16 protein-coding genes are annotated in these 23,068 nt (G+C 58.4%); 10 read left to right on the plus strand and 6 right to left on the minus strand.

Going from position 1 to position 23,068, the window contains the following annotated elements; translation table 11 throughout:
- Positions 1-10 precede the first annotated feature (10 nt).
- A complete protein-coding gene (locus ACIOZM_RS04015) occupies positions 11-1,465 on the plus strand; it encodes a TrkH family potassium uptake protein (RefSeq protein ID WP_401209866.1) in 1,455 nt (484 codons plus the stop codon).
- Here ACIOZM_RS04015 and ACIOZM_RS04020 read toward each other — a convergent pair.
- Positions 1,422-2,483: an AraC family transcriptional regulator gene (locus tag ACIOZM_RS04020; RefSeq protein ID WP_401209869.1), complete on the minus strand. Its 1,062-nt coding sequence runs from the start codon at positions 2,481-2,483 to the stop codon at positions 1,422-1,424. The two genes, ACIOZM_RS04015 and ACIOZM_RS04020, sit on opposite strands and share 44 nt — an antisense overlap.
- A gap of 164 nt (positions 2,484-2,647) precedes the next feature.
- Between ACIOZM_RS04020 and ACIOZM_RS04025 the strand changes: the two genes are divergently transcribed.
- Both ACIOZM_RS04025 and ACIOZM_RS04030 read left to right on the plus strand, forming a co-directional pair.
- The gene (locus ACIOZM_RS04025) at positions 2,648-2,959 is read left to right on the plus strand and encodes an Mpo1-like protein (RefSeq protein ID WP_401209872.1); all 312 of its coding nucleotides are present in this window, start codon (positions 2,648-2,650) and stop codon (positions 2,957-2,959) included.
- A gap of 26 nt (positions 2,960-2,985) precedes the next feature.
- Positions 2,986-3,576, plus strand: a complete 591-nt coding sequence (locus ACIOZM_RS04030) for an HD domain-containing protein (protein WP_401209875.1) — start codon at positions 2,986-2,988, stop codon at positions 3,574-3,576.
- Positions 3,577-3,691: 115 nt separating this feature from the next.
- On the opposite strand, the gene ACIOZM_RS04035 is transcribed toward ACIOZM_RS04030, so the two are convergent.
- Positions 3,692-4,507, minus strand: coding sequence for a UDP-2,3-diacylglucosamine diphosphatase (locus ACIOZM_RS04035; protein WP_401209878.1), 816 nt, complete (start codon positions 4,505-4,507; stop codon positions 3,692-3,694).
- A 132-nt stretch (positions 4,508-4,639) separates the two neighbouring features.
- Between ACIOZM_RS04035 and ACIOZM_RS04040 the strand changes: the two genes are divergently transcribed.
- Both ACIOZM_RS04040 and ACIOZM_RS04045 read left to right on the plus strand, forming a co-directional pair.
- Positions 4,640-5,404 carry an AraC family transcriptional regulator gene (locus ACIOZM_RS04040; RefSeq protein ID WP_401209879.1) on the plus strand — a complete coding sequence of 255 codons (765 nt, stop codon included), beginning with the start codon at positions 4,640-4,642 and terminating at the stop codon, positions 5,402-5,404.
- A 138-nt stretch (positions 5,405-5,542) separates the two neighbouring features.
- A complete protein-coding gene (locus ACIOZM_RS04045) occupies positions 5,543-6,436 on the plus strand; it encodes a DMT family transporter (RefSeq protein ID WP_401209882.1) in 894 nt (297 codons plus the stop codon).
- Here the strand turns inward: ACIOZM_RS04045 and ACIOZM_RS04050 are convergent.
- On the minus strand, positions 6,430-6,717 hold the full coding sequence (locus tag ACIOZM_RS04050) for a SelT/SelW/SelH family protein (protein ID WP_401209884.1): 288 nt from the start codon (positions 6,715-6,717) through the stop codon (positions 6,430-6,432). The two genes, ACIOZM_RS04045 and ACIOZM_RS04050, sit on opposite strands and share 7 nt — an antisense overlap.
- 72 nt (positions 6,718-6,789) lie before the next feature.
- Here ACIOZM_RS04050 and ACIOZM_RS04055 point away from each other — a divergent pair, with 72 nt between their 5' ends.
- Entirely contained in the window at positions 6,790-8,979 is a 2,190-nt protein-coding gene (locus ACIOZM_RS04055) for a patatin-like phospholipase family protein (RefSeq protein WP_401209887.1), read from the plus strand.
- 146 nt (positions 8,980-9,125) lie between these two features.
- Here ACIOZM_RS04055 and ACIOZM_RS04060 read toward each other — a convergent pair whose 3' ends face one another.
- The 3 genes from ACIOZM_RS04060 to recQ all read right to left on the minus strand — a co-directional run bounded on the left by ACIOZM_RS04060 (position 9,126) and on the right by recQ (position 13,710).
- A complete protein-coding gene (locus tag ACIOZM_RS04060) occupies positions 9,126-10,889 on the minus strand; it encodes a FimV/HubP family polar landmark protein (protein WP_401209890.1) in 1,764 nt (587 codons plus the stop codon).
- Positions 10,890-11,016: 127 nt separating this feature from the next.
- Positions 11,017-11,451, minus strand: a complete 435-nt coding sequence (locus ACIOZM_RS04065) for a MarR family transcriptional regulator (RefSeq protein WP_401209893.1) — start codon at positions 11,449-11,451, stop codon at positions 11,017-11,019.
- Between the two features lie 129 nt (positions 11,452-11,580).
- The gene (gene recQ, locus ACIOZM_RS04070; RefSeq protein WP_401209896.1) at positions 11,581-13,710 is read right to left on the minus strand and encodes a DNA helicase RecQ; all 2,130 of its coding nucleotides are present in this window, start codon (positions 13,708-13,710) and stop codon (positions 11,581-11,583) included.
- Between the two features lie 397 nt (positions 13,711-14,107).
- Between recQ and ACIOZM_RS04075 the strand changes: the two genes are divergently transcribed.
- The 4 genes from ACIOZM_RS04075 to ACIOZM_RS04090 all read left to right on the plus strand — a co-directional run bounded on the left by ACIOZM_RS04075 (position 14,108) and on the right by ACIOZM_RS04090 (position 22,796).
- Positions 14,108-14,695 (plus strand): UPF0149 family protein, encoded by a 588-nt coding sequence (locus tag ACIOZM_RS04075; RefSeq protein ID WP_401209899.1) that lies wholly within the window; start codon positions 14,108-14,110, stop codon positions 14,693-14,695.
- A gap of 10 nt (positions 14,696-14,705) precedes the next feature.
- Complete coding sequence (locus ACIOZM_RS04080) at positions 14,706-15,101, plus strand: YbaN family protein (RefSeq protein ID WP_401209902.1); 396 nt, start codon at positions 14,706-14,708, stop codon at positions 15,099-15,101.
- A 190-nt stretch (positions 15,102-15,291) separates the two neighbouring features.
- On the plus strand, positions 15,292-19,239 hold the full coding sequence (locus ACIOZM_RS04085; RefSeq protein ID WP_401209905.1) for an Ig-like domain repeat protein: 3,948 nt from the start codon (positions 15,292-15,294) through the stop codon (positions 19,237-19,239).
- A 182-nt stretch (positions 19,240-19,421) separates the two neighbouring features.
- On the plus strand, positions 19,422-22,796 hold the full coding sequence (locus ACIOZM_RS04090; protein WP_401209907.1) for a hypothetical protein: 3,375 nt from the start codon (positions 19,422-19,424) through the stop codon (positions 22,794-22,796).
- The last annotated feature ends 272 nt before the right edge of the window (positions 22,797-23,068 follow it).

Here is a 23,068-nt window from a genome sequence, read left to right on the forward strand (position 1 = left end):
AGCGGACTTCATGGCGTTGCCGACCTTACGGATTATTGGTTTCATCATCGGCATCTTCCTGATCACCCTGGCTATCGCCATGGTCGTGCCCATGGCCACCCTGGTGATTTTCGACCGCACCGGCGACATGCCGTCGTTCCTCTGGGCGAGCATGATCACCTTCGTCGCCGGCCTCGCGCTGGTGATTCCCGGCAGACCCGAACACATTCACCTGCGCCCGCGCGACATGTATCTGCTGACGGTCAGCAGTTGGCTGGTGGTATGTATTTTCGCCGCGCTGCCGTTTCTGCTGACCCAGCACATCAGCTACACCGACTCGTTTTTCGAAAGCATGTCCGGCATCACCGCCACCGGCTCGACTGTATTGAGCGGGCTCGACACCATGTCGCCGGGCATCCTGATCTGGCGCTCGCTGCTTCACTGGCTCGGCGGCATCGGCTTCATCGGCATGGCGGTAGCGATTCTGCCGCTGCTGCGAATCGGTGGCATGCGCCTGTTCCAGACCGAATCCTCGGACCGCTCCGAGAAAGTCATGCCACGCTCGCACATGGTGGCGCGGCTGATTGTGGCAGCGTATGTCGGCATCACCATTCTCGGCAGTCTGGCGTTCTGGTGGGCGGGGATGAGCCCGTTCGATGCGATCAACCACGCGATGTCGGCGATCTCTACCGGCGGTTTCTCGACCTCTGACCAATCGCTGGCCAAGTGGACACAACCGGCGGTGCATTGGGTCGCGGTCGTTGTGATGATCCTCGGCAGCCTGCCGTTCACCCTGTACGTGGCGACGATGCGCGGCAATCGCAAAGCGCTGCTCAAGGATCAGCAGGTGCAAGGTTTGCTCGGCATGTTGCTGGTGACCTGGCTGGTACTCGGCACCTGGTATTGGTGGACGACCAATCTGCATTGGCTCGACGCCCTGCGCCATGTGGCGCTGAACGTGACCTCAGTGGTGACCACCACCGGTTTTGCCCTCGGCGACTACAGCCTGTGGGGCAACTTCTCGCTGATGCTGTTCTTTTATCTGGGTTTCGTCGGCGGCTGTTCCGGCTCGACGGCGGGCGGGATCAAGATCTTCCGTTTCCAGGTCGCCTACATCTTGCTCAAGGCCAACCTTAATCAGTTGATTCACCCGCGTGCGGTGATCAAGCAGAAGTACAACGGTCATCGTCTCGACGAAGAGATTGTCCGTTCGATTCTGACCTTTTCGTTCTTCTTCGCCATCACCATCTGCGTGATCGCCCTGCTGCTGTCGTTGCTGGGCGTGGACTGGATGACTGCGCTGACCGGCGCCGCCAGCACCGTGTCCGGTGTCGGTCCGGGACTGGGCGAGACCATTGGCCCGGCAGGCAATTTCGCCACCCTGCCGGATGCGGCGAAATGGATTCTGTCGTTCGGCATGCTGCTCGGCCGACTGGAGATCATTACCGTGTTTGTGCTGTGTATTCCGGCATTTTGGCGTCATTGACAGCAGCCGGCGCCTGCAACAGCCGCGCCCGGTAATCGCCGGGCGTGGTGTCAAACCAGCGACGGAACGCGCGGAAGAAGTTACTCGGGTCGGCGAACCCCAATAGATAGGCGATTTCCAGCAAGGTCATGCTCGGTTGCGCCAGATATTGCTCGGCCAGTTCACGGCGCGTGTCATCAAGCAGTTGCTGAAAACTGGTGCCCTCCTCCTGCAAACGCCGTTGCAAAGTGCGCTGCGACAAGTGCAGGGTCTGCGCCACGGTGTCGCGCTTCGGTTCGCCCTGCGGCAGCAAGCGACAGAGCACCTGCCGCGCCTTGTGGGTCACGCGACTCTCGGAAAACCGCGCCAGATACTCCCCGGCAAACCGGTCATGCAATAGCGCCATCGCCTCGTTGGCGGTCGGCAACGGCGCCTCCATGTCTTCGCGCTCGAAAATCAGCGCATCGTAAGGCGCGTTGAACACCAGCGGCGCATGAAAGGCTTGCTTGTAAGGTTCAAGATTCTCCGGTTCATCACCCTGCACCAGCACTTTGCGCGGGTGCAGCGTGCGCCCGGTCAGCCAGCCGCACAGGCCCAAGGCACACGCCAGCGACGCTTCAGCACTTTGCCGGGTCGGTGGCAGATGATCGCCGTGCACGGTCAGGATCAGCGCATAACCTTCGTCGAGCAGCCGAAAACTCAGGTCGGCGCTCTCGGCGATGATTCGCTGATAACGCACCAGCCGCTGAAAACCTTCGGCCAGCGTATTGCTCGACATCAGCGCATAGCCGGCGACATGGAACGAGGCCGGTCGCACCACTTTGCCCATGTTCAGGCCAATCGCCGGATTGCCGGACAGCTCGACCGCCCGCTGCCAGAGCCGGGTCATGGAATCTTGCGGGAAGCGCGCATCCGGATCGGTGAGGGCTGCGTAATCGAGCCCCAACTGTTTGAACAGAACCCGGCAATCCAGGCCGTCCATCTCCAGTGCTTTGACAATCCCCATCGCCCAGCTTGCAGAAGTCGTTCGTTCGCTCATGGCGTTTTTCTTTTACATGATGGGTCGCATGCCACGGCCCTGTTTGCGAAGGATACTAAAGTGGCGCCCATTGTCACTGGCTGATGCCAGTCTTCACTCTAGACTCAAATAAGCTACCCGCAGAACAACTTGTCACCAGAACAATAACCACAGAGAACGCGGTCGTGGAAAACATCAGACATTTCAACAGCTTCGCTGAGTTCTACCCGTATTACCTCAGCGAACACAGCAACAGTACTTGCCGACGATTGCACTTCATCGGCACCTCATTGGTGATTTTCATTCTGGTGATGACCATCGCCAACGGCGCCTGGTTGCTGTTGCTGGCCTTGCCGCTGGCCGGTTACAGCTTTGCATGGGTCGGGCACTTCTTCTTTGAAAAGAACCGCCCGGCGACTTTCCAGCATCCGTTGTACAGCCTGCTGGGTGACTTCGTCATGTACCGCGACATGATCCTCGGTCGTGTGGGGTTCTGAAAAACAAGAAACAACGAGGATGGCCGATGAATGCCAATGCCCGCTTCACGCATATGAAGGATGGCACGCAGGAAGACTGGGCGATCATCGCCGCGGACTTCAGCGCTTACGCCAAGCAACTGTCATCACGAATCGTCACGCATCTGAAATTGCTCGAAGGTGATTTTGGCGGTTTCCCGGTGGATCGGCTCACCCATTCCCTGCAAACCGCGAGCCGCGCCTTTCGTGATGGCCGTGATGAGGAATACGTAGTCTGCGCGCTGTTGCACGATATCGGTGACACCTTGGGTTCGTATAATCACCCGGACATCGCGGCGGCGATTCTCAAGCCATTCGTCAATGCTGAAAATTTGTGGATGGTCGAGAAACACGGGATTTTTCAGGGTTATTACTTCTTTCATCATCTGGGCATGGATCGTCACCTGCGCGAACAATTCAGTGACCATCCGCAGTATCAGGCGACCATCGAGTTCTGTGCCAAATACGATGCCGCAGCGTTTGATCCGTCCTACGACACCCTGCCGCTGAGCTTTTTCGAGCCGATGATGGAGCGCTTGTTCGCCCAGCCGAAGAACTCGATCTACAAGGCGGCGATGGAAGAACACGCCCCGGCTTGATGTTGTTTGAACTGGCCTCATCGCGGGCAAGCCCGCTCCCACAGTGATTGTGGTGTTCACAAAACCTGTGGGAGCGGGCTTGCCCGCGATGAGGCCCTCTCTAACACCCGAGAAATCAGGCGAGTTCGGCGACTTTCGCGGCCTTTAGCTCAGCCTCCCGCGCCTGCGCATCCGCCAGCCGATACAGCTCGATCGTGCCATCCCAGTGCTCGATCAACGCCGTGCACGACTCCACCCAGTCTCCGCAGTTGAGGTAATCCACCTCGCCGACCTTGCGGATCTCGGCATGGTGAATGTGCCCACAGACCACGCCATGCAGTTCGCGCTTGACGCATTCATGGGCGATGGCTTCTTCAAAATCGCTGATGAAACTCACCGCAGTCTTGACCTTGTGTTTCAGGTACGCCGACAGCGACCAGTAGCCATAACCGTAGCGAGCGCGCCAATGGTTGAGCCAGCGGTTGAGGGTCAAAGTGAACTCGTAAGCCGAGTCGCCGAGAAAGGCCAGCCAGCGGTGATAACGGGTAATCACATCAAACTGGTCGCCGTGAATCACCAGCAGATGCCGGCCATCGGCGGTGACATGCACCGCCTCGTCGACCAACTGGATGTTGCCCAGAATCAGTTTCGAATAGCGCCGCAAAAACTCGTCGTGGTTGCCGGTGACATAGATCACCTCGGTGCCGCGCTTGCTCATGGTCAGCAAGCGGCGGATCACGTTGGTGTGCGCCTGCGGCCAGTACATGCCGCCGCGCAGCTTCCAGCCGTCGATGATATCGCCGACCAGATAGATCTTGTCGGTGTGATAGCCCTTGAGAAACTGCGACAGATGTTCGGCCTGGCAATCCCGGGTGCCCAGATGCACATCGGAAATCCACAAGGTCCGTACCCGTTGTTTGCGGCTGGGTTTGGCGAGCTCGGCGCTGGTCATGGGCAACCCTCTGCGATGTTTTCGCCAGCATGCTCGCGGCCGGTTAATCGACCATGACAAGCGCAAGTCAGTCCTGTGACAGCGCATCCCGAGTGCGCCGGTGTAGACTGACGCTCTGCCCGGAGACCCGCCATGCGACCGATCCTCACCCTGCGCCAATACACTCGCGACCTGATCGCCCACAGCCACGACCACCCGCAACTGGTGTTCGGCTTGTCCGGCGCGCTGGATTTCGAGGTCGAAGGCGTGGGCAGTCAGGTTCGCCAACAGAGCTTCGTGGTGATTCCGGGCGGCGCGCATCACGCGTGTGGCAGTGCCGACGGCAGTCGTTGTCTGGTACTCGACGTACCGGATGAACAATGGATTTCCCGCTCGCTCGGTGAGCATGCCGATGCCAGCCTGCGATTGCTCGACACCCCATCGCGTCTGGCGCTGGATGCCGGGCAAAGCCAACTGGTCAGTTGGCTGGCGAACAGCCCGGTCAACGATCCGCTGATTGCCCAGCAAGGCGCGGTGTTGTTGCTCGCCAGCCTGAATCACGCCCGCCCTGCCGAACTCGGCGCCCGTCGCCTGCCCTATGCGGCGCTGGATGCGCACATCGAGCAACACGCCGCGTATCCGCTGCAAGTGGCCGATCTGGCGCGGATCGCCGGGCTGTCCACGGCGCGACTGCATGCACGGTTTGTCGCCGAATGCGGGCAGACACCGATGGACTATATCCGCAGCCGGCGCCTGCATCTGGCGCTGCAAATGCTGGGCGAAACCGCGTTGCCCATCGGTGAAGTGGCGGATCGGGTCGGCTACAGTTCGCAGAGTGCGTTTTCGGCTGCGGTGCTGCGCGAATTCGGTGTCTCGCCCGGGCAACTGCGCCGCGAGCTGCGCGACAAAACACGATAGCCTGCCGACAGATTTGTATGGCCTTGCACGATTAAATGCAGGAGTTGCCGAAGGCTGCGATCTTTGCTTTTAAAGATCAAAAGATCGCAGCCTTCGGCAGCTCCTACATTTGAGATTGTGTCTGGATTAAGGATTGTGATGACTCCGCGTACCGCCCTTGGCGCCTTGCATATTGGCGCGTTGATGTTCGGCCTGACCGGTGTGTTCGGCAAACTCGCTGCCGCGTCGCCGGCGGTGATTGTCTTTGGCCGAGCCGCTTTCGCGGTGCTGGCACTGGCGTTTTTCGCTCGTTTCGCCAGTCAGAGCGGCTGGCAGAAACTGCAAGCGGTCGATTGGCGGCGGCTGGCCCTCAGTGGCGTGCTGTTGGCCGGGCACTGGGTGAGTTTTTTCATTGCGGTGAAAGTCGCCGGGGTGGCCATCGCGACACTGGGCTTTGCCAGTTTCCCGGCGTTCACGGTGATTCTCGAAGGGCTGATCTTCCGCGAACGCATCCGCGCCAACGAAATTCTGCTGGTGGTGCTGGTCAGCGTCGGTCTGGTGCTGGTGACCCCGGCCTTCGATCTGGCCAGCGGCGCTACCACCGGTTTGCTCTGGGCGGTGCTGTCCGGCCTGCTGTTTGCGCTGCTGTCGCTGACCAACCGTGCCAGCTCCGGGCGCATCCCGGCGGTGCAAGCGGCGCTGTGCCAAAACGTGGTGGTCGCGTTGTGTCTGCTGCCGGTGGCGGCGCCGCAACTGAGTGAAGTGCGCGCACTGGACTGGCTGTGGATCGGCCTGCTCGGGGTGTTCTGCACTGGCGTCGCGCACAGCCTGTTCGTCGCCAGCCTGGCGGTGATCAAGGCGCGCACCGCCGCCGTGGTGTTTGCGATGGAACCGGTTTACGGCATTACCATGGCGTGGCTGCTGTTCGATGAAAACCCGACGTTGCGCATGCTGATCGGCGGCGCCTTGATCATCGTCGCCATCGTGGTATCGAGCCGGATGTCAGGCAACGCCAGCAAAAAAGCAGTCGCAGCCGAAGCCGCCTCTCACTGAGTGCGGTCGTTGTGGCCGAGGTCGCGAGCAGGATCGATCTGATCGCGCACCCGCTGCTTGAGCACTTTGGCCTCGGGAAAACCGCCGTCAGCCTTACGCTCCCAGATCGGCACCGCGTCGCAGGTGATGTGAAACACCCCGCCGGTGCCGGGCACCAGAGACACTTTTCCCAAGTCATCGCCAAAGGTGCTGAGCAACTCCTGCGCCAGCCACGCGGCGCGCAGCAACCACTGACATTGGGTGCAATAAGTGATGACGATTTCCGGTTTTGTTACGGTCATGATCGCTGAAACTCCTGAGGCAGAGGGGCGCCGCTATAATAGCCGGCTTTATCGCTTGCCCCGAGACTCACCATGCACCGTTTGTTGTTCTGCCTGCTGCTAGGTCTGCTGCCATTTTTTGCTCATGCCGAGGAAACCTCGCGACCGAAAGTCGGCCTCGTGCTGTCCGGCGGTGCCGCTCGTGGGCTGGCGCATATCGGCGTGCTCAAGGCACTCGAAGAGCAAGGCATCAAGATCGACGCGATTGCCGGCACCAGCATGGGTGCAGTGGTCGGCGGCCTGTATGCCTCGGGCTATAAGATCGATGAGCTGGAAAAACTCGCGCTGAGCATCGACTGGCAGCAGGCACTGTCGGATGCGCCGCCCCGCGAAGACGTGCCTTTTCGCCGAAAACAGGATGACCGTGATTTTCTGGTGAAACAGAAACTCAGCTTTCGCGACGACGGCAGCCTCGGCCTGCCCATCGGGGTGATTCAGGGCCAGAACCTCTCGCTGCTGCTGGAAAGCCTGCTGGCCCACACCAGCGACACCCGCGACTTCGACAAGCTGCCGATTCCCTTCCGCGCCGTGGCCACCGACATCGCCAGTGGCGAAAAAGTGGTGTTCCGCAAAGGTCACCTGCCGCAGGTGATCCGCGCCAGCATGTCGATCCCGGCAGTGTTTGCGCCGGTCGAACTCGATGGCCGGTTGCTGGTGGACGGCGGCATGACCGACAACATCCCGCTCGATGTGGCCCGGGAAATGGGGGTCGATATCGCCATCGTGGTCGACATCGGTACGCCGCTGCGCAATCGCAAGCAACTGACCACCGTGGTCGATGTGCTGAACCAGTCGATCACCCTGATGACCCGGCGCAACTCCGAAGAACAACTGGCAGCCCTGCACCCCGATGACGTGCTGATCCAGCCGGCGCTGGCGAGTTTCGGTGTCACCGATTTCGGTAAAGCGCAGGAGATGATCGATGCCGGTTACCGCGCCACGCGGATTCTCGATGCACGCCTCGCCCGGCTCAAACCTGCCGAGTTTCAGGACGCCGAACTCAACGCCGCCCGGGCACCGGGGCAACGCACGCCGATCATCACCGCAATCAAGGTCGAGAACGACTCGAAAGTGGGTGACGATGTCATCCGCTACTACATCCGCCAACACATCGGCGAGCCGCTGGACCTGGGCCGTTTGCACTCGGACATGGGCACCCTGTACGGTCTCGATTACTTCGAACAAGTGCAATACCGCGTGGTGCACAAGGGCCAGGATCACACCTTGGTGATCAGCGCTCGCGGCAAGCGCAGCGGCACAGATTATCTGCGAGTCGGGTTGAATCTGTCGGACGACATGCGCGGCGACAGCGCCTTCAACCTCGGTGCCAGTTATCGGGTCAATGGCATCAACCGCCTCGGCGCCGAATGGCTGACGCGGGCGCAGATCGGCGATAAACAGGAACTCTACACCGAGTTCTATCAGCCACTGGACGTCGGTTCGCGCTACTTCATCGCGCCGTATGCGGCGTTCGAAGCACAGAACGTCGAATCAATACTGGATAACGATCCGATCGCGCAGTACCGCGTCGAACGCTACGGTTTCGGCCTCAACGTCGGCCGGCAGATCGGCAACAGCGGCGAAGTGCGCTTCGGTGTCGGCGAAGCCTGGGGCAAGGCGGATGTACGGATCGGAGATCAGGATCTGCCGAGCGAAAACTTCAACGAAGGTTTCTACACGCTGAAGTATTCGTTCGATTCGCTGGACAACGTTTACTTCCCCCACGAAGGCAAGGACATCAGCCTGACGTTTCTGCAATTCGAGCCAAGCCTCGGGTCGGACACGCGTTATCGCCAATGGGAGTTCAAGGCAGACAAAGCCATGAGCAGTGGCCCGGACACGCTGATTCTTGGCGGGCGCTACGGGCGCACGCTGGACGACGCCAATGTGGTGACATCGAGCTTCCTGCTCGGCGGCGCACGGCAGTTGTCAGGCTTTCGCGAAGATGCGATCTCCGGACAAAACGTCAGCCTGATGCGCGCCGTGTATTACCGCCGACTGACACCGCGCGCCTACCTGCCGCTGGACTTCCCGCTGTACGCCGGCGCTTCGCTGGAGCGTGGCCGGGCGTGGAACAACGACAATGAGTTCGACAGCGGCTACATCAATGCGGCGAGCGTGTTTATCGGCTTCGACACGCCGCTGGGGCCGTTGAACTTCACCTACGGTTTGAATGATGCGAATGAGCAGGCGGTTTATCTGAATCTTGGGCAGACGTTCTGAATGGAGTGAAACGTCAAGGATGATGGTGGCTGAAAGTCAGTCTTCGCGGGCAAGCCCGCTCCCACAGGTTTTGTGTACACCGCAAACCACTGTGGGAGTGAGCCTGCTCGCGATGGCGGTTTTAGCTACGCCGCCAAGAAAGGACTTCAGCGAATCCCGGCCAGCAACGTCCGCGCCGTCTGCCGCAACGGTTCATCACCGTCCTTGAGCAGCTCATTGAGCAAGGCAATCGCGCTGTCGATGTCACCGTCGTCAATGCAGGTTTGCGCCTGTTCAAGCTTGCCGGCGTTCGCCTCATCTACTGGATCAGATGCCAGCGGCGCCAACTCCAGCGTCTGCCCGAGGTCACCGAACTCATTGAGAAAGTCATCATCCAGCAGTGGTGTCTCGGCGTCGGCGATCCACTCCAGCTCGGATTCTTGCGCCGATTCGGCAGTCGGGGTTTCAGGCAGTTCGAAATCCACCGGCAACACTTCCAGACTGGAGCCCAGAGCCGACACGTCAGCCGCCGACTCGGCGCTGGCAGGCTTGCTGTCCTCCAGATCCCAGCTGGAATCCATCGACAGCTGATCCAGATTCAACTCGAAATCCGTGTCCGCTGCAGGTTGCACCGCAGTGACGGCGGCAGCAGGTGCGATCGGCAGCACCGGCACGGCTGTGACGAGTTTCGGATGTCGGGCACGAATGTCCCGCAATTGCTGCTCATCAACACCCAGATTGCGCAGATGACTTTCCTGCTCGTCAAAAGCGCCACTGGCGCCTTGGCGCCCGAGAACCTCCAGCAGTTGCAGACCGAGATCAATGCGTTCGGGCTCTTTGTGCAACGCGTCGCGCAACAGGCCGAGTGCTTCGCCAAGTCGCCCATACGCCAGATAAATCCCTACCGCTTCGAGCACGTCGCCGTTTGTCGGTTCATCACGATGCATAGCGACTGCGCTTGAACTGGTGGCATCAGCCGTTTGGGGCTCATCAGTCGTCGACTCATTGGCCAGCGGCAGAACCGGCAGCGTTTCGTCCTGCGCTTGCTGGCGCTGGCGACGGAGCCAAAACCCCGTTGCAAGTAAGCCCATCAGCACCAGAAAACCGCCGAGCAGGGGCCAGTTCGGGCCTTCATCGGAGGCCTCGACCGGCGCCGCACCCGGGGTCGGCACTGGCGGGCTGATGGCTGGCGGCGCTTTTTGCAATTCCATCAAGCGCTCTTGCAGATCACTCGCCTGCTTTTTGCCGTCGGCGATCAGCGTTTGCTGCTCCCGCACTTTCGCATTCAGTTCATCGATGGTTTTCTGCATCTGCTGGTTTGCCAGCACACTCGCCGCCAATTGCTCGGCCAGAGCATCGTTGACGGACGTGGCGACAGGCGATGGTTTCGGCGCGGCAGGCGCAGAGTCGCGTTTGCCTTGAGCGGCCGTTACCGGCGCGGCGGGCTCGACAGACGGGAAGCCAGAGGATTGTGGGCGCGGATCAGGCTCGACCGTGGAGGGGACGATACCCGGAGAGCCCGGAGGATCGATCAGCACCGTGTATTCGCGCAGTAAGCGGCCATTGGGCTGATTGAGCTGCACCAGAAAATTCAGGAAAGGTTCGTTGACCGGTTTGCTGGAGGTCACGCGGATCAGTTGACTACTGCCACGCAGGATCGGGGTGAACTTGAGGTCGTTGAGAAAGAACACCCGCTCGACCCCGGCCCGCCCGAACTCGTCCGGCGTGGCCAGGCTGACCGACAGTTCGCTTTCGCTGAGGCCGCCGACATCCACCAGCGCGATATCGGCCTTGAGCGGCTGATTGAGCGCTGAATGAATGGTGATATCACCCAGCCCCAATGCCAGCGACCAGCTCGAATAACTGAGTACACCTGCGACCAGCAGCCATTTGGCGCAACCGCGCAGTACCACGTGCCGACTTGCGAGCATGAGCATCCCTTAAATAAGCAAAACCGGTTTCTATGCGTTCGCACATCCGGTACGAACACGATATTGCCCAGTAGTTCTTATAGTCTGCTCTGCGCGATCCCTCAAAAAACCGGCGTGTGGTTATGCCTCAAGATTTTTCGAGATTGGCCAGAATGTGCCCGTGAACCCGCATGCACACCTTCATATCCGCCTCGTCGACGCCTTCGAACAGCTCAAGGCGCAATTGCGCGGCAATGGTTTCAATTTGTTCGATCAACGGCAGGGCTGGCGCACAGAGGACGATTTTTTTCGCTCGACGGTCTTCCATCACGGACTGGCGTTGCACCAGACCCTGGCCTTCCAGACTATCGAGCAAGCGTGCGAGGGTCGGCCCTTCGACGCCGACGCTTTGCGCCAGCTCACGTTGGGTCGGGGCTTCTTCGAAGCGCGCCAGATGCAGCAGCACCAGCCAGCGCGCCTGGGACAACCCCAGCCCGGCGAGGCGGCGATCCAGTTCGGCACGCCAGCCACGAGACATCTGGGCCAACTGCATGCCAAAGCGGTGTTGATCGGTTAACGGCATAAAACACTCATGATTAGGCTAAAAATAGAGAAATCTAATTATTAGTCAGCTAAGCATGGCCCACAGCTATAGGCAAGAGTTGCTCTGTACTGAATCGTTACATCCGTACAACGATTCAGCGAACACCATTCACATTTCAAATTCCGATTGCAGCGCAGCCCGTACGCAATACAGCACGCCTTCCGGAACCCGGCCGGCAAACAGCGCGGCAATTTCCGCGACCGGCGGTAGTTCACCCTCGCCGTCGAGGAATGCGTCCTGCACTTCGCCCATCAGTTCTTCCGGCAGATCCAGTGCCTGTTCCAGCGACAACTGCTGCTTGCCGATGGCCTCGGCGAGCATCGTGTAAACGTTCTTTTCCGAGCACAGCAATTGACCGGCGATCTGTAGCGGGGTCATGCCGGCGCGGGCCAGCGTGATCAGTTCATGGCGCACGTCAGCCACGACTTTCGGCACTTCAGCCTGCCCGCCGAGCACTTCGAGGAAGGCGTCGCCATAGCGCTCCAGCTTGCGTGCACCGACGCCGCTGACTGTGGCCATTTCCGCCAGCGAACTCGGTTGGCTGCGGAGCATTTCCAGCAACGTCGAGTCGGGGAAAATGACGTATGGCGGCACGCCGTGTTCTTCGGCGAGTTTGCGTCGCAGCGCACGCAGGGCTTCCCACTGTTCGCGCTCTTCGCCACGCACCAGCTGACTGGCCGGGCTCTTGCTGCCGCTCTTGGCGGTGATTTGCGGTTTCAGATCGCGGCGCAGTTCCAGGCTCACTTCGCCCTTGAGCAAAGGCCGGCAAGTGTCGCTCAGGCGTAAGCCGCCGTAGCCTTCATGGTCGACATCGGCCAGACCCCGCGCCACCAACTGACGGAACAGCGAGCGCCATTCGCTTTCGCCCAGTGCCTTGCCTACGCCCCACACCGACAAATGCTGGTGACCGAAGCTGCGAATTTTTTCGTTGTCCTTGCCCAGCAGCACATCCACCAGATGGCCGACGCCATAACGCTGGCCCGTACGGAAGATCGCCGACAGCGCCTGACGCGCAGGCTCGGTGGCGTCCCAGGTCTGCACGCCGTCGGTGCAGTTGTCGCAGTGGCCGCAAGGCTCGGGCATATCTTCGTCGAAGTAGGCCAGCAGCGTCTGGCGACGGCAGCGGGTTTCTTCGCACAGCGAGAGCATGGCGTCGAGCTTGTGCTGCTCCAGACGCTTGTGCCGCTCGTCGCCTTCGGAGTTTTGCAGCATCTGCTTGAGCATCACCACGTCTTGCAGACCGTAGGCCATCCACGCGTCCGCCGGCAGACCGTCACGGCCGCCACGTCCGGTTTCCTGGTAATAGGCCTCAAGGGATTTCGGCAGATCGAGGTGGGCAACAAAGCGCACGTTGGGCTTGTCGATGCCCATGCCGAACGCCACGGTAGCGACCATGATCAGGCCTTCCTCGTTGAGGAAGCGCTTCTGGTGATAGGCACGCAGATCGTTGGGTAGCCCGGCGTGATACGGCAGCGCCGGGAAACCTTGCTCGGACAGAAACGTCGCGACTTCTTCGACTTTCTTGCGTGACAGGCAATAGACGATGCCGGCATCGCTGCGCCGCTCGGCAAGGAACGCCAGCAACTGCTTGCGTGGCTGCTCCTTGGGGACGATACGATAGAAGATGTTCGGACGGTCGAAACTCGACAGAAAACGCTCGGCATTCTGCAAATGCAGACGTTCGACGATTTCTTCGCGGGTACGTTTGTCGGCGGTGGCGGTCAGGGCGATGCGCGGGACGTTGGGGAAGAGTTCCGCCAACTGGCCGAGTTGCAGGTATTCGCGGCGGAAATCGTGACCCCATTGCGATACGCAGTGCGCTTCGTCGATGGCGAACAGCGAAATCTCAAGACTCTGCAGGAACGCCAGCATACGCGGCTGTACCAGACGCTCCGGCGCCAGATAGAGCATTTTGACTTCGCCGCGCTTGATCCGCGTTGCCAGATCACGCTGCTGTTCGGCGCTCAGTGTGGAGTTCAATGCGGCAGCGGCCACGCCAAGCTCTTCAAGGGTGGCGACCTGATCGTCCATCAGTGCGATCAGCGGCGACACCACCACTGCCAGGCCTTCACGCAACAGCGCAGGCACCTGGAAGCACAGGGACTTGCCGCCACCGGTAGGCATCAGCACCAGCGCATCACCGCCGCTGGCCACGCGCTCAATGATTGCACCCTGACGGCCACGGAAACTGTCGTAGCCGAAGATGTCCTTGAGGACGCGTTGAGCCTGTTCGAGCATAAAAACTCCAAAAATCTACTGATACATCCCTGCCAGGCTGGTTCAGAACAGCCGTGGCTGCTTAAACAAAACGTAAGAGCGCATTGCATGACAGCCGCAATACGGGCAGGGATCGCAAAACGCGGCAGTATACCCGAGCCCTCCCCTGCACAGGGTGCCGCTGATAAGACTCTGATGAACCTGATGCACACTAAACCATGTGGGAGCGAGCCTGCTCGCGAATACGGTGGATCAGTCAATACTTAAAGTGCCTGAGAGACCGCCTTCGCGAGCAGGCTCGCTCCCACAGGGTCAAGATGCAGTCCTGCAATTGTGGCAAATCTGCCGTGCGGCTGGCTTGAGCGCGCAAGAAGGCCTAGAATTCCCGCATTGTTTATTCCCCCAAGGTAGCCCCGTAATGTCCTTCGCTGAGCAACTCACCCGCCTGCAAGTCTTCCTCGACGCCGACGAACTGCATGACGAGGCGCTGGATTACGTGGCCGCCCACGGCTACCTCACCGCGCTGTCGATCTGCGCCGAAGACGTCCCGGAGCGTGAATGGATCGACGCCCTGTTCGCCGAAGAGCCGCACTACACCGATGACGCGCAGCGCGCAGAGATCGAAGCCACACTGATCGGCCTCAAGGCGCACATCGCCCGTCAACTGGCGTCCGACGAAGAATTCGAGCTGCCGTGCGAACTGGATCTGGGCGAAGAGCCGGACGATTCCGAACTGCGCGGCTGGTGCATCGGCTTCATGGAAGGCGTGTTCCTGCGTGAAGCCGCCTGGTTCGAAACCGCCGAAGAAGAAGTCAGCGAAATGCTGCTGCCGATCATGGTGGGCTCGGGCCTGTTCGACGAACAACCAGAGTTCGAAGACATCGCCAAAGACGCCAACCTGATGGACGACATGATCGTGCAGATCCCGGAAGCCCTGACCGCGCTGTACCTGCTGTGCCAGGCACCGGACGAAAAACCGGCGATCCTCAAGCCACGTCACCACTAAGATCCGGCCTATGGACAACCCCATAGGCAACCGGTCCCTGATGTTGCGCTACTTGCTGCTGGCCATTGGCTGGCTGAGCGTGGCATTGGGGGTAATCGGGATTTTCCTGCCTGTTCTCCCCACCACCCCTTTCCTCCTGCTGGCGGCCGCCTGTTTCGCCCGCAGCTCTCCGCGTTTCTATCAATGGCTGGTCGAGCATCCAAGGCTCGGGCCGTGGATTCGTGATTACCTCGATGGCAACGGCATTCCGCTCAAGGGCAAGGTCTACGCGATCAGCCTGATGTGGGCGAGCATTCTGTTCTCGTGTTACCTGGTGCCACTGCCGTGGGCGCGGGGTTTCATGCTGACGAGTGCGGTGCTGGTGACGGTTTATATCCTCAGACAGAAAACCTTGCGCAATCCCTGATTTCACCCTGCTCTCGCCCCCGTCAATACGACCAACCGTTCATCGGATATACCCGGCCACCTGTTATTTCTGACAGTAGCCAACCCCTCCCCTTCAGGCCTTAAATTACTCCTGCCCCTGATCCGCAGCTCGAAATTCCAGAGCCAGAAACCCTTGAGTTCACGGTCGCACCTACTGGATGGAGTTGATCATGTTCACTTTCCGTCGGTCCCTGTTCCCCAGTCGCAATGAACTGCCCGCCCCGGCATCGGGATTGTTCCCTGCCTACTTCGCCGACATGGTTATCCCTGTGCCGGGCGCCGACGGAGGGATCAACAAAAACGCATACGAAGCGTTCGTTGAAGGGTTGTTTGCCCTTATCGACCCTTATCAGAAAATGGCGATCGATGATCTGCTGGAAGTTTTCCTGAATGACCAAAAGGTCGGCGAACTCAAGGTCAGGGGTGAACACCTCAATCAGCGATGGTTCTTCTTCATACCCAAGGACGGGCTTGTACCGGGTCTCTTCACCTGCCACTACCTATTGACCCGGGCAGGCGAAACCATACCTGACGATCCATCGGCCAAATTGACGCTGTTGCTGGAAATCGACGACCCGGCCGGTGACGACAAGCGCCCCTTCGAGCCTTGGCATTCGGAGCTGAAGAAGATCGGATTACCGCAGGATGTCATCGATAACGGTGTGACCAGGCGGTGGCTCGACACGGGCGTGCCTATGACCATCACCCGTTATCCGAATATCGCGGTGGGCGACATCATTCTCGCAATGTGGGGTAGCGTTTTTCTTCTGCCACATGTGCTGACACAGGCAGAAGTGGATGGCACCGTCGAAATTGTCGTCATGGCCCGACCCGAAGATATCCTCACTGCCGGTGACAGTGATGAAATGAAGATCCACTACGACGTTTGCGATCTGGTTTACAACTGGAGCGTGAAGTGGTCAGAAGCCGCCTTCGTACAAGTTGATGCCGGGGTATCACGCCTCGATGAGCTCATCATCAAGCAAGCGGATGACGGGAAAATCATTCTTGCAGACCTGGATGCCAACCCTGTCACCCTGCAGATCCTGATCGAAACCGACGACATCTTCACTGCCGGTGACACTCTCCTGATCACCGTGATCGGCACGCCGGTTCCCGGCAGACCACCTCAGACATTCAGCGTTGAAGCCATCGTCCGCACCCCGCCGTATATTCATGAAATCCCGGTTGCCTATGAGTTCGTGAAACTCTTCGCCCAAGGCACTCTCGATGCCTCCTATGCGTTGCGCAAGCAGGATGGCAGCCCGACGCTTTATTCCAGGCGCACTTTTGCCACAGTGATCGGCAATCCGTCGTTACTGCCGGCTCCGACAATCAGTGAGGTGGTCGGGAACATTTTGCCCCTCACGGTAATGGCGGCATCCGTGGTGATCAGATATTCAGGTATCCGCGATGGAGATCACATCACGTTGATCTGGCTGGGCAAAAAATCTAACGATGATGCCTACCTGCACGAAGAAGAATACACCGTCTCAGGTGAGGAGCAGAAAGCTGGCGAGGTGACGATTTACGTCAGCAGCGAGCACGTTATAGCTCTGGCGAACGGCAGCCTCAAACTGCAATACCGGGTATTCAACGATGCTACCGGCCAGTATGGGACCAGTGAGTCCGAGTTTCTGCGGGTCACCGTGGGAACATGGCAGGCAACGCTTCCAGCGCCCAAGGTTGAAGAAGCACCGGATGACATCCTGGATCCGTCTCAAACAGACAAACTGGTTCATGTGCTGGTCAAACCGGTGAACTGGGTCAAGGGCGATACGCTGACTTACCACTGGATCGGGATCACCCTGTACGGCAGCACAACCGCAAGCGTGCCGATCACACTGGCAACGGTCGGCCAACCAGTAAGGTTCCGCGTAGACAAACAATATGTCTCGGCCAATATCGGCTATTACGTGACCGTTATCTACACGTTGCTGCACGCGGCCACCGGGAATTACAGCTATTCCGCCCCTCTGGAGGTGCTGGTCGGCATTCCTCTGGGCAAATTACCGCCACCTACGGTTGTCCAGGCACCCAGCGGTATGCTGAACCCAATGGACGCACGTAATGGCGTGGACATTGATTGCAGCTACGCGACCATGGACGCCTTGCTCGACACACTCGGGTTGAAATGGCGGGGGACGCCAGGCGCCGGGAGTTCGGAAGACCTGGAGAAACCTGCCGAGGTTGTGGGCACCGTGAGGTTCCACCTTCCGCCCTCATTTGTCGGAGCCAATATCGCCCGTGAGGTAGCGGTCAATTACGACGTTCAGCGCTATGGCTTGTGGACCCTTTCGGAAGTGCTTTCGCTAAAGGTTCTCAGCTTTCAGAACCCTGAAACGGAACTGCCAAGACCCGAAGTTCCACAATCGACCGCAGGTGAATTGCTGGTAATGGAGCTCACCGGGAACGCGAACGTTCTGGTCAAGGCTTGGCCGTTTATTGCACTAAAACAATTGGTCTGGCTGTACATCGAGGGCCTGGGCAGCACGGGCGCCTATCGAATCGACCTGCTCACCGCGCATGAAGTGAACGCGACGCAACTCACTCAAGGCCTGAATGAAACCCTGCTCAAAACGGAATTGCTGAAATTGCTTCACGGCTCCAACGCCACCGTGGTTTGCAAAGTCATTTTCGATAACGGCACGAATGAAGATGCCGCCGCCATCGTTTTCCCGAGATTGCCGCTGGTTATTCGCCAGCACTACGAGTACGTCACACCCGTCATCACCGCTGTGATGTCGGCACAAGGGACGGTCATTCCCGAAGCGGGCCAGACCTACGACAAGCGTTTGACGATCGAGGGTACAGCGACACGAGCGGAAAAAGTCGATGTGCAAATCGACGGGGTCTCAAAGGGTATGCCTACCGTCGATGCCAATAGCCAATTCACTGTCACCGTGGACTTGATCGCAGGCCTGCATCGCGCCATTGCGATCGCCCAATATGAAGCCGACGACAGGATCAGTGATCCGAGATCGTTCACCATCACAGAAGCTACGTTACCCAGTATCACCGGCGTCAGGGACAGCAAGGGAGTCGTCGGCAACAACGGCACAACTTACGACTACCAGGTGACGGCGAGTGTAAATGCCGATCCCGACCAAAAAATCCAGCTGTACGACGGCGCATTGCCAATCGGACAGCCGATTAATCTGGACGGCGACGGCGATGGCAGCAACGTATTATCAGGTCTTCACCAGAAGCTTTACTTGCTCAAGGCCAAAGCACTTTATGGAAGTCAGCTTGAGTCACCCGTCCACTCATTTACAGTCAGGGCCCACCACACCACCACGCTGACTTCGGTCCGTCATTCAGGCGGAGAACTGGGCAACGGCGGGACAACCACAGACACCTCGGTGGTGGTGACTGGAGCGGCAACGCCGCTGTACAGCGTGCAGGTTTTTCTCAACAACGTGGGAGGGCAAATCGTGTCTGCCAACGGGAGCGGTGTCTGGTCGCTCAGCCTCGGCATTCATCTGGGCTCGAACACGGTGTACGCGAGGTCGGTAGCCAACGATCAACAGACCGTGTCGCGCAGCTTCACCAGGGAGATTCCGTTAGCACCGTTGATCTTCAATACCAGCCCGGTCACGTTGGGTGGCAAGACTTACATCATTCCCGGCAACCCCGACGTTCGTCCTGCTTCCAACGCAGGTAACTCGGTGCGACATCAAGCCTCCGGTGGCCGGCCAGGTTATACCTATGGATCCAGCAACACGGGAGTTGCGGTAGTCGATGGAACCGGGTTGGTAACCGTACGCGGCAGGGGGGAAACGACCATCACCGCCCGAGATGCCGCCAACCAGTCCAAGAGCTACAACGTGAGAGTGACGAATGTGATCCACTGTATCGGCTACGGGAATGGTAATTGGTCGGAAGCCAGCTCAAGGGTCACCTCGGGAGGTGCCCGGATTCCCAGCATGGCGGAGCTAAACGAAATATATGCGGCTTATGGGAGTCGGTGGCCAATGGGAAATCATCATTACTGGTCAACCGATGCCAGTAACTATTGGTGGATATTTCCGGCAAAAAAAACCAAGTATCTGGTTTCGGGAGGTGAAGGATCATCCAAACTATTTGGTCACTATTCGAATGTTGTAGGCATTCGCTGATGAAGAGGCAAGTCCATTCGCTGGCCGTTGTCTTTACGGGCAAGAAAAACCGAAGAGTGAATTTAAGGGGGCGACCGCTGGTCGAAAAACCGCCTTGACCTGTCAGATCTGACAGTAGCCAAATCACTCGTTTGATCGCTCAATCACTCCATCGCCCACACCATTCGGCAGGAGTGCCCGTCATGCTCGTCCAACCCCAAAAAGCCATCGGCACACTCGCCTTGCTCGACCCCGAAATCCCCGGCGCCAAGCTGCTACCGAGCGGCGAGTGGGCCATCAACCGCGCTGCCGCACTGCTCAATTTCCCCACTCAAGGCCTGAAGGTGCAGATCCCTGTCTGGTCGAACAAAAGTCTGGCCGACAAGCTCGAGTTGCTGCTCAACAACTTCGTGGTCGACCATCAAACCGTTACCCAGACCGCCGAACTGACCCAGCGCGCGACCTTGTTCGTCGCGCCGGGCCGTTTTCAGACCGGCTCCTCGGAACTGGCCTATCGGGTTACACGATTCGCTCAACAGCCGGAGCTTTTTGCTCCACCGCTCAAACTTACGGTCAAACTGGAAATTCCCGCCGGCCAGGACACCGATCCCGGGCAGGGTCACTCAAACCTGCACATGGAGTTCAGGCCGGCGGAAATTGTCCAGGACGGTGTCGACAAAGACACCGCCGAAAACGGCGTGGACATTTGGGTGACGGCCAAACCCGGCAGTGGCTCCAACCTGCCTTACCCGGGCATCACCGTGGGCGACGTGATCATCGCCAGTTGGGGCGGCAAGCTGGTGGAGTCGGATCCGGTCATCCAGGTGCAAATCGACGACCCGCTGAATAACCCTATCGTCATTCATATCAGCAAAACCATCATCCTTGCGGCGGGTGACTCCGGCAACGAAGGGCTGGCGGTATCATTCTTTGTCAGGGACTTTGCAGACAACGACTCCGAAGACTGGTGCAAGGAAACGCGCATCGTCGTCGACACCGGCAACTCGCGGCTGGATGCGCCGATTCTTCAACAGGCTGACGGCAACGAACTCGACCTCGACCAGTTGAATAACGAGCAATTGTTGCTCCAGGTCTTTGCAGCATCGCCTGTCGATTTCAAACTTGGCGATATCGTCATCATGCACTTGCAGGGCACTACCCTCGACGGCGAAACCGTGCAGGTCGATGCTCGCCAGAGCATCAACAAAAATCCACCTCTTGTCGTCGAGGTGCCGATGGACAACGACGGTGCCCGGGCACTGGCAAAAACCCAGGGGGTGTTTTTCTTCGACCTCGAACGTGGCGGCAGCATCATTCAACGTTCCAGAGGCCGCTTCATCAACATCATCGGCGAGCCCCAACGCATGGCAGCTCCCATTGTCGAAAGTGCCGTGAGCGGTGCGCTGGATCCAGACTTGTCGAACGTGATCGTACGCATCCCACACGATCCGAAGATCACCCCGGACACCGCTATCGAAATCATCTGGAGCATTACCCTCGCGGACGGCACCATTTTCGAACCCGAACTGGACTGGATCTTTCCAACCCCGCAGGAGGCCGATGACCCCGACGGCTTCATCGTCAGCATTTCGGGCCCCGAGTATCTGAAGCCCGGCGAAGGCGGCACGCTGCAGGTATCGTATAACCTGCTCAGCGAAGACGAGAACGGCGAGATCGTTCGCAGGCCTTCCCTGCCAGCCTCGCCGTTGAACATCGGCGAGCCCAGGCTTGAGCTGGTTCCGCCAATCCTGCTCGGTGAACAGGACGGCAGGTTTGAACCCAAGGATCTGCCCAATGGCATCAGCGAAGTCACCTGCCCCAACCCCGTGAACAATCCGACCCTGCCCAGGGATGTGGTGCACTGGCAACTGCATGATGCCCAGGGTGCGCTGCTTTTTACGGACAACAAGCCCCTCAACTCACTGAGCGCCGGCAAACCCGTAAAGTTTCCGCTGAACGCCGCGTTTGTTCAGCAGTACTTTGAAGCCCATCGCGGTGAACAGTTGATTGTGCGCTACCACATCGTTCGGGATGCGACAGGGAATACCAGTTATTCGAATCCGTTGGTGTCCACTGTTGGTGAGCCTCAATCATCGAAGTTACCGTTCGCCACTATCAAGGAAGCAAAAGGCGACCAGTTGAATCCGGGCGACGTTACAGACGGTGCAACGGTTGAAATCGGCGCTTCGGCTCAATTCAAAACAGATGACGAAGTGATGGTAACCGTGGAAGTGGAAGGCGCCGATCCCACTCCTCTTCCCGCTTATCTGGTGAAGTCTGAGGAGGAAGATAACGAACTGTCGTCGATCAAGGTACCTCACAGTCTGATCGATGGCGCAGAAGGCAAGAGCATCGCGTTGACTTACACCGTCAAGCGAAAAGCCGGAGGTATCGATGGGCCGGCGGAGATTACCGTTTACAACGTGCTTAATAAGTTGTTTCCACCGTCCGTGGTGAGCCCGGCGGCAGATCCGATTGACTCGTTGCAATACCCAGACGTGACGATACGAATTCAAGACCTCAACGCGCTGGATGGCGACCGGGCGCGGCTGGTTGAAGTCGACGCGCCGGTCGGGGCACCGCAATTTCCTTTGGTGGCGTTCAACAGCAACAAGCGGGTGAACACGTTGTTGAGTGCGGCGTTTTGGGCGGCTCGGCATGGGCAAGTGGTTAGGTTTCTCTGGAATCTGAATCGCGGTGGTGGTCAGGTTGGGAAATCGCCAGTGCTGACGGTGAATGTATTGAAAATTGAGGATGGGGATTCTCGACTACCGGTGCCAGCAGTCGACGGCAGGACTGAAAGTGAACTCGACGTAAAATTACTACAAGCGGCCGCACTATTAACCGTTACGCCATGGACGCATGTAGACGGTGAAAGGCTTTGGCTTCGATTTGAAGGTACTGACACCAAAGGAAACAGCGTCTTCTACGACGACTTGAAAGGCGAGGTGCTCAGTACGGCACAGGGACTAAGCAGACCTGTGCCCATTGCATGGTTGAGAGACTTGAAGAACGGAACGGATTTACGTATTACGGTTAAAGTTAACTTTGCTGGAGTAATGGATGAGGCGGCGGCGGCAAAGTTTCCAGCGCGCATTTATCTTGTTAAATCTGCCCCTCCTCTACTGTCTGAAAATTTTGACAACCAAGTAACGCAATATGCACGCCAAGGAGAAAGCATGGATTTACCGTCTATGCTTATCACGTACGTTTCCGGTGAGGGACGTATCGGTATCTTCGGTGAAATAAATGGGCACCCAACAATACCTGGGCGACGATCAGGGAAGTTCCTCAACACAGGGGAAGATCGCGGATTCACAACCGACCAACACATTCGAATTGACTTAAAGTCCACTTACAGCCGAATAAGCTTCTGGCATTCGTATATAAATACTACATACATAACACTAAAATTTCATGGAAAAGACGACACCCCTATCGGTTCGCAAATCATACTTGGACAAAGTACCTCTACGACCCCTTTTTTCTTCCAATACGAGGCGAGTGGAATCACTCGAATTGACTTTATTCATCCATGGGATTGGTACGCATTGGACTTCTTCGAGTTTCGAGTATGAATTCATTCAAAGAATACGGTGACGGATTTATTTTATCCGCCAAACTCTGTTGGTGATTGCCAGAATTGATCATGCTCGGGGAGCTGGTGGTAAATCAGATACTGGATAATCTTGAATTGCCCGCGTAGTGCTCGGATGGAAATCAGCTTTTGTGGCGAGGGAGCTTGCTCCCGCTCGGCTGCGCAGCAGTCGTAAACCTGTGCACGCGGTGAAACTGATACACCGCGTGCACAGATTTTGGGGTTGCTTCGCAACCCAACGGGGATAAATCC

The sequence above is a fragment of the Pseudomonas sp. NPDC087346 genome (assembly GCF_044744235.1).
Lineage (GTDB): Bacteria > Pseudomonadota > Gammaproteobacteria > Pseudomonadales > Pseudomonadaceae > Aquipseudomonas.

What these genes read in the sequence shown, in the direction of transcription:
- ACIOZM_RS04030 (WP_401209875.1), top strand. Translation starts at nt 2,986, where the DNA reads ATGAATGCCAATGCCCGCTTCACGCATATGAAGGATGGCACGCAGGAA.
- ACIOZM_RS04080 (WP_401209902.1), top strand. Translation starts at nt 14,706, where the DNA reads ATGGACAACCCCATAGGCAACCGGTCCCTGATGTTGCGCTACTTGCTG.
- ACIOZM_RS04050 (WP_401209884.1), bottom strand. Translation starts at nt 6,717, where the DNA reads ATGACCGTAACAAAACCGGAAATCGTCATCACTTATTGCACCCAATGT.
- ACIOZM_RS04015 (WP_401209866.1), top strand. Translation starts at nt 11, where the DNA reads ATGGCGTTGCCGACCTTACGGATTATTGGTTTCATCATCGGCATCTTC.
- ACIOZM_RS04035 (WP_401209878.1), bottom strand. Translation starts at nt 4,507, where the DNA reads ATGACCAGCGCCGAGCTCGCCAAACCCAGCCGCAAACAACGGGTACGG.
- ACIOZM_RS04020 (WP_401209869.1), bottom strand. Translation starts at nt 2,483, where the DNA reads ATGAGCGAACGAACGACTTCTGCAAGCTGGGCGATGGGGATTGTCAAA.
- ACIOZM_RS04060 (WP_401209890.1), bottom strand. Translation starts at nt 10,889, where the DNA reads ATGCTCGCAAGTCGGCACGTGGTACTGCGCGGTTGCGCCAAATGGCTG.
- ACIOZM_RS04075 (WP_401209899.1), top strand. Translation starts at nt 14,108, where the DNA reads ATGTCCTTCGCTGAGCAACTCACCCGCCTGCAAGTCTTCCTCGACGCC.
- ACIOZM_RS04040 (WP_401209879.1), top strand. Translation starts at nt 4,640, where the DNA reads ATGCGACCGATCCTCACCCTGCGCCAATACACTCGCGACCTGATCGCC.
- recQ (WP_401209896.1), bottom strand. Translation starts at nt 13,710, where the DNA reads ATGCTCGAACAGGCTCAACGCGTCCTCAAGGACATCTTCGGCTACGAC.
- ACIOZM_RS04055 (WP_401209887.1), top strand. Translation starts at nt 6,790, where the DNA reads ATGCACCGTTTGTTGTTCTGCCTGCTGCTAGGTCTGCTGCCATTTTTT.
- ACIOZM_RS04085 (WP_401209905.1), top strand. Translation starts at nt 15,292, where the DNA reads ATGTTCACTTTCCGTCGGTCCCTGTTCCCCAGTCGCAATGAACTGCCC.
- ACIOZM_RS04090 (WP_401209907.1), top strand. Translation starts at nt 19,422, where the DNA reads ATGCTCGTCCAACCCCAAAAAGCCATCGGCACACTCGCCTTGCTCGAC.
- ACIOZM_RS04045 (WP_401209882.1), top strand. Translation starts at nt 5,543, where the DNA reads ATGACTCCGCGTACCGCCCTTGGCGCCTTGCATATTGGCGCGTTGATG.
- ACIOZM_RS04065 (WP_401209893.1), bottom strand. Translation starts at nt 11,451, where the DNA reads ATGCCGTTAACCGATCAACACCGCTTTGGCATGCAGTTGGCCCAGATG.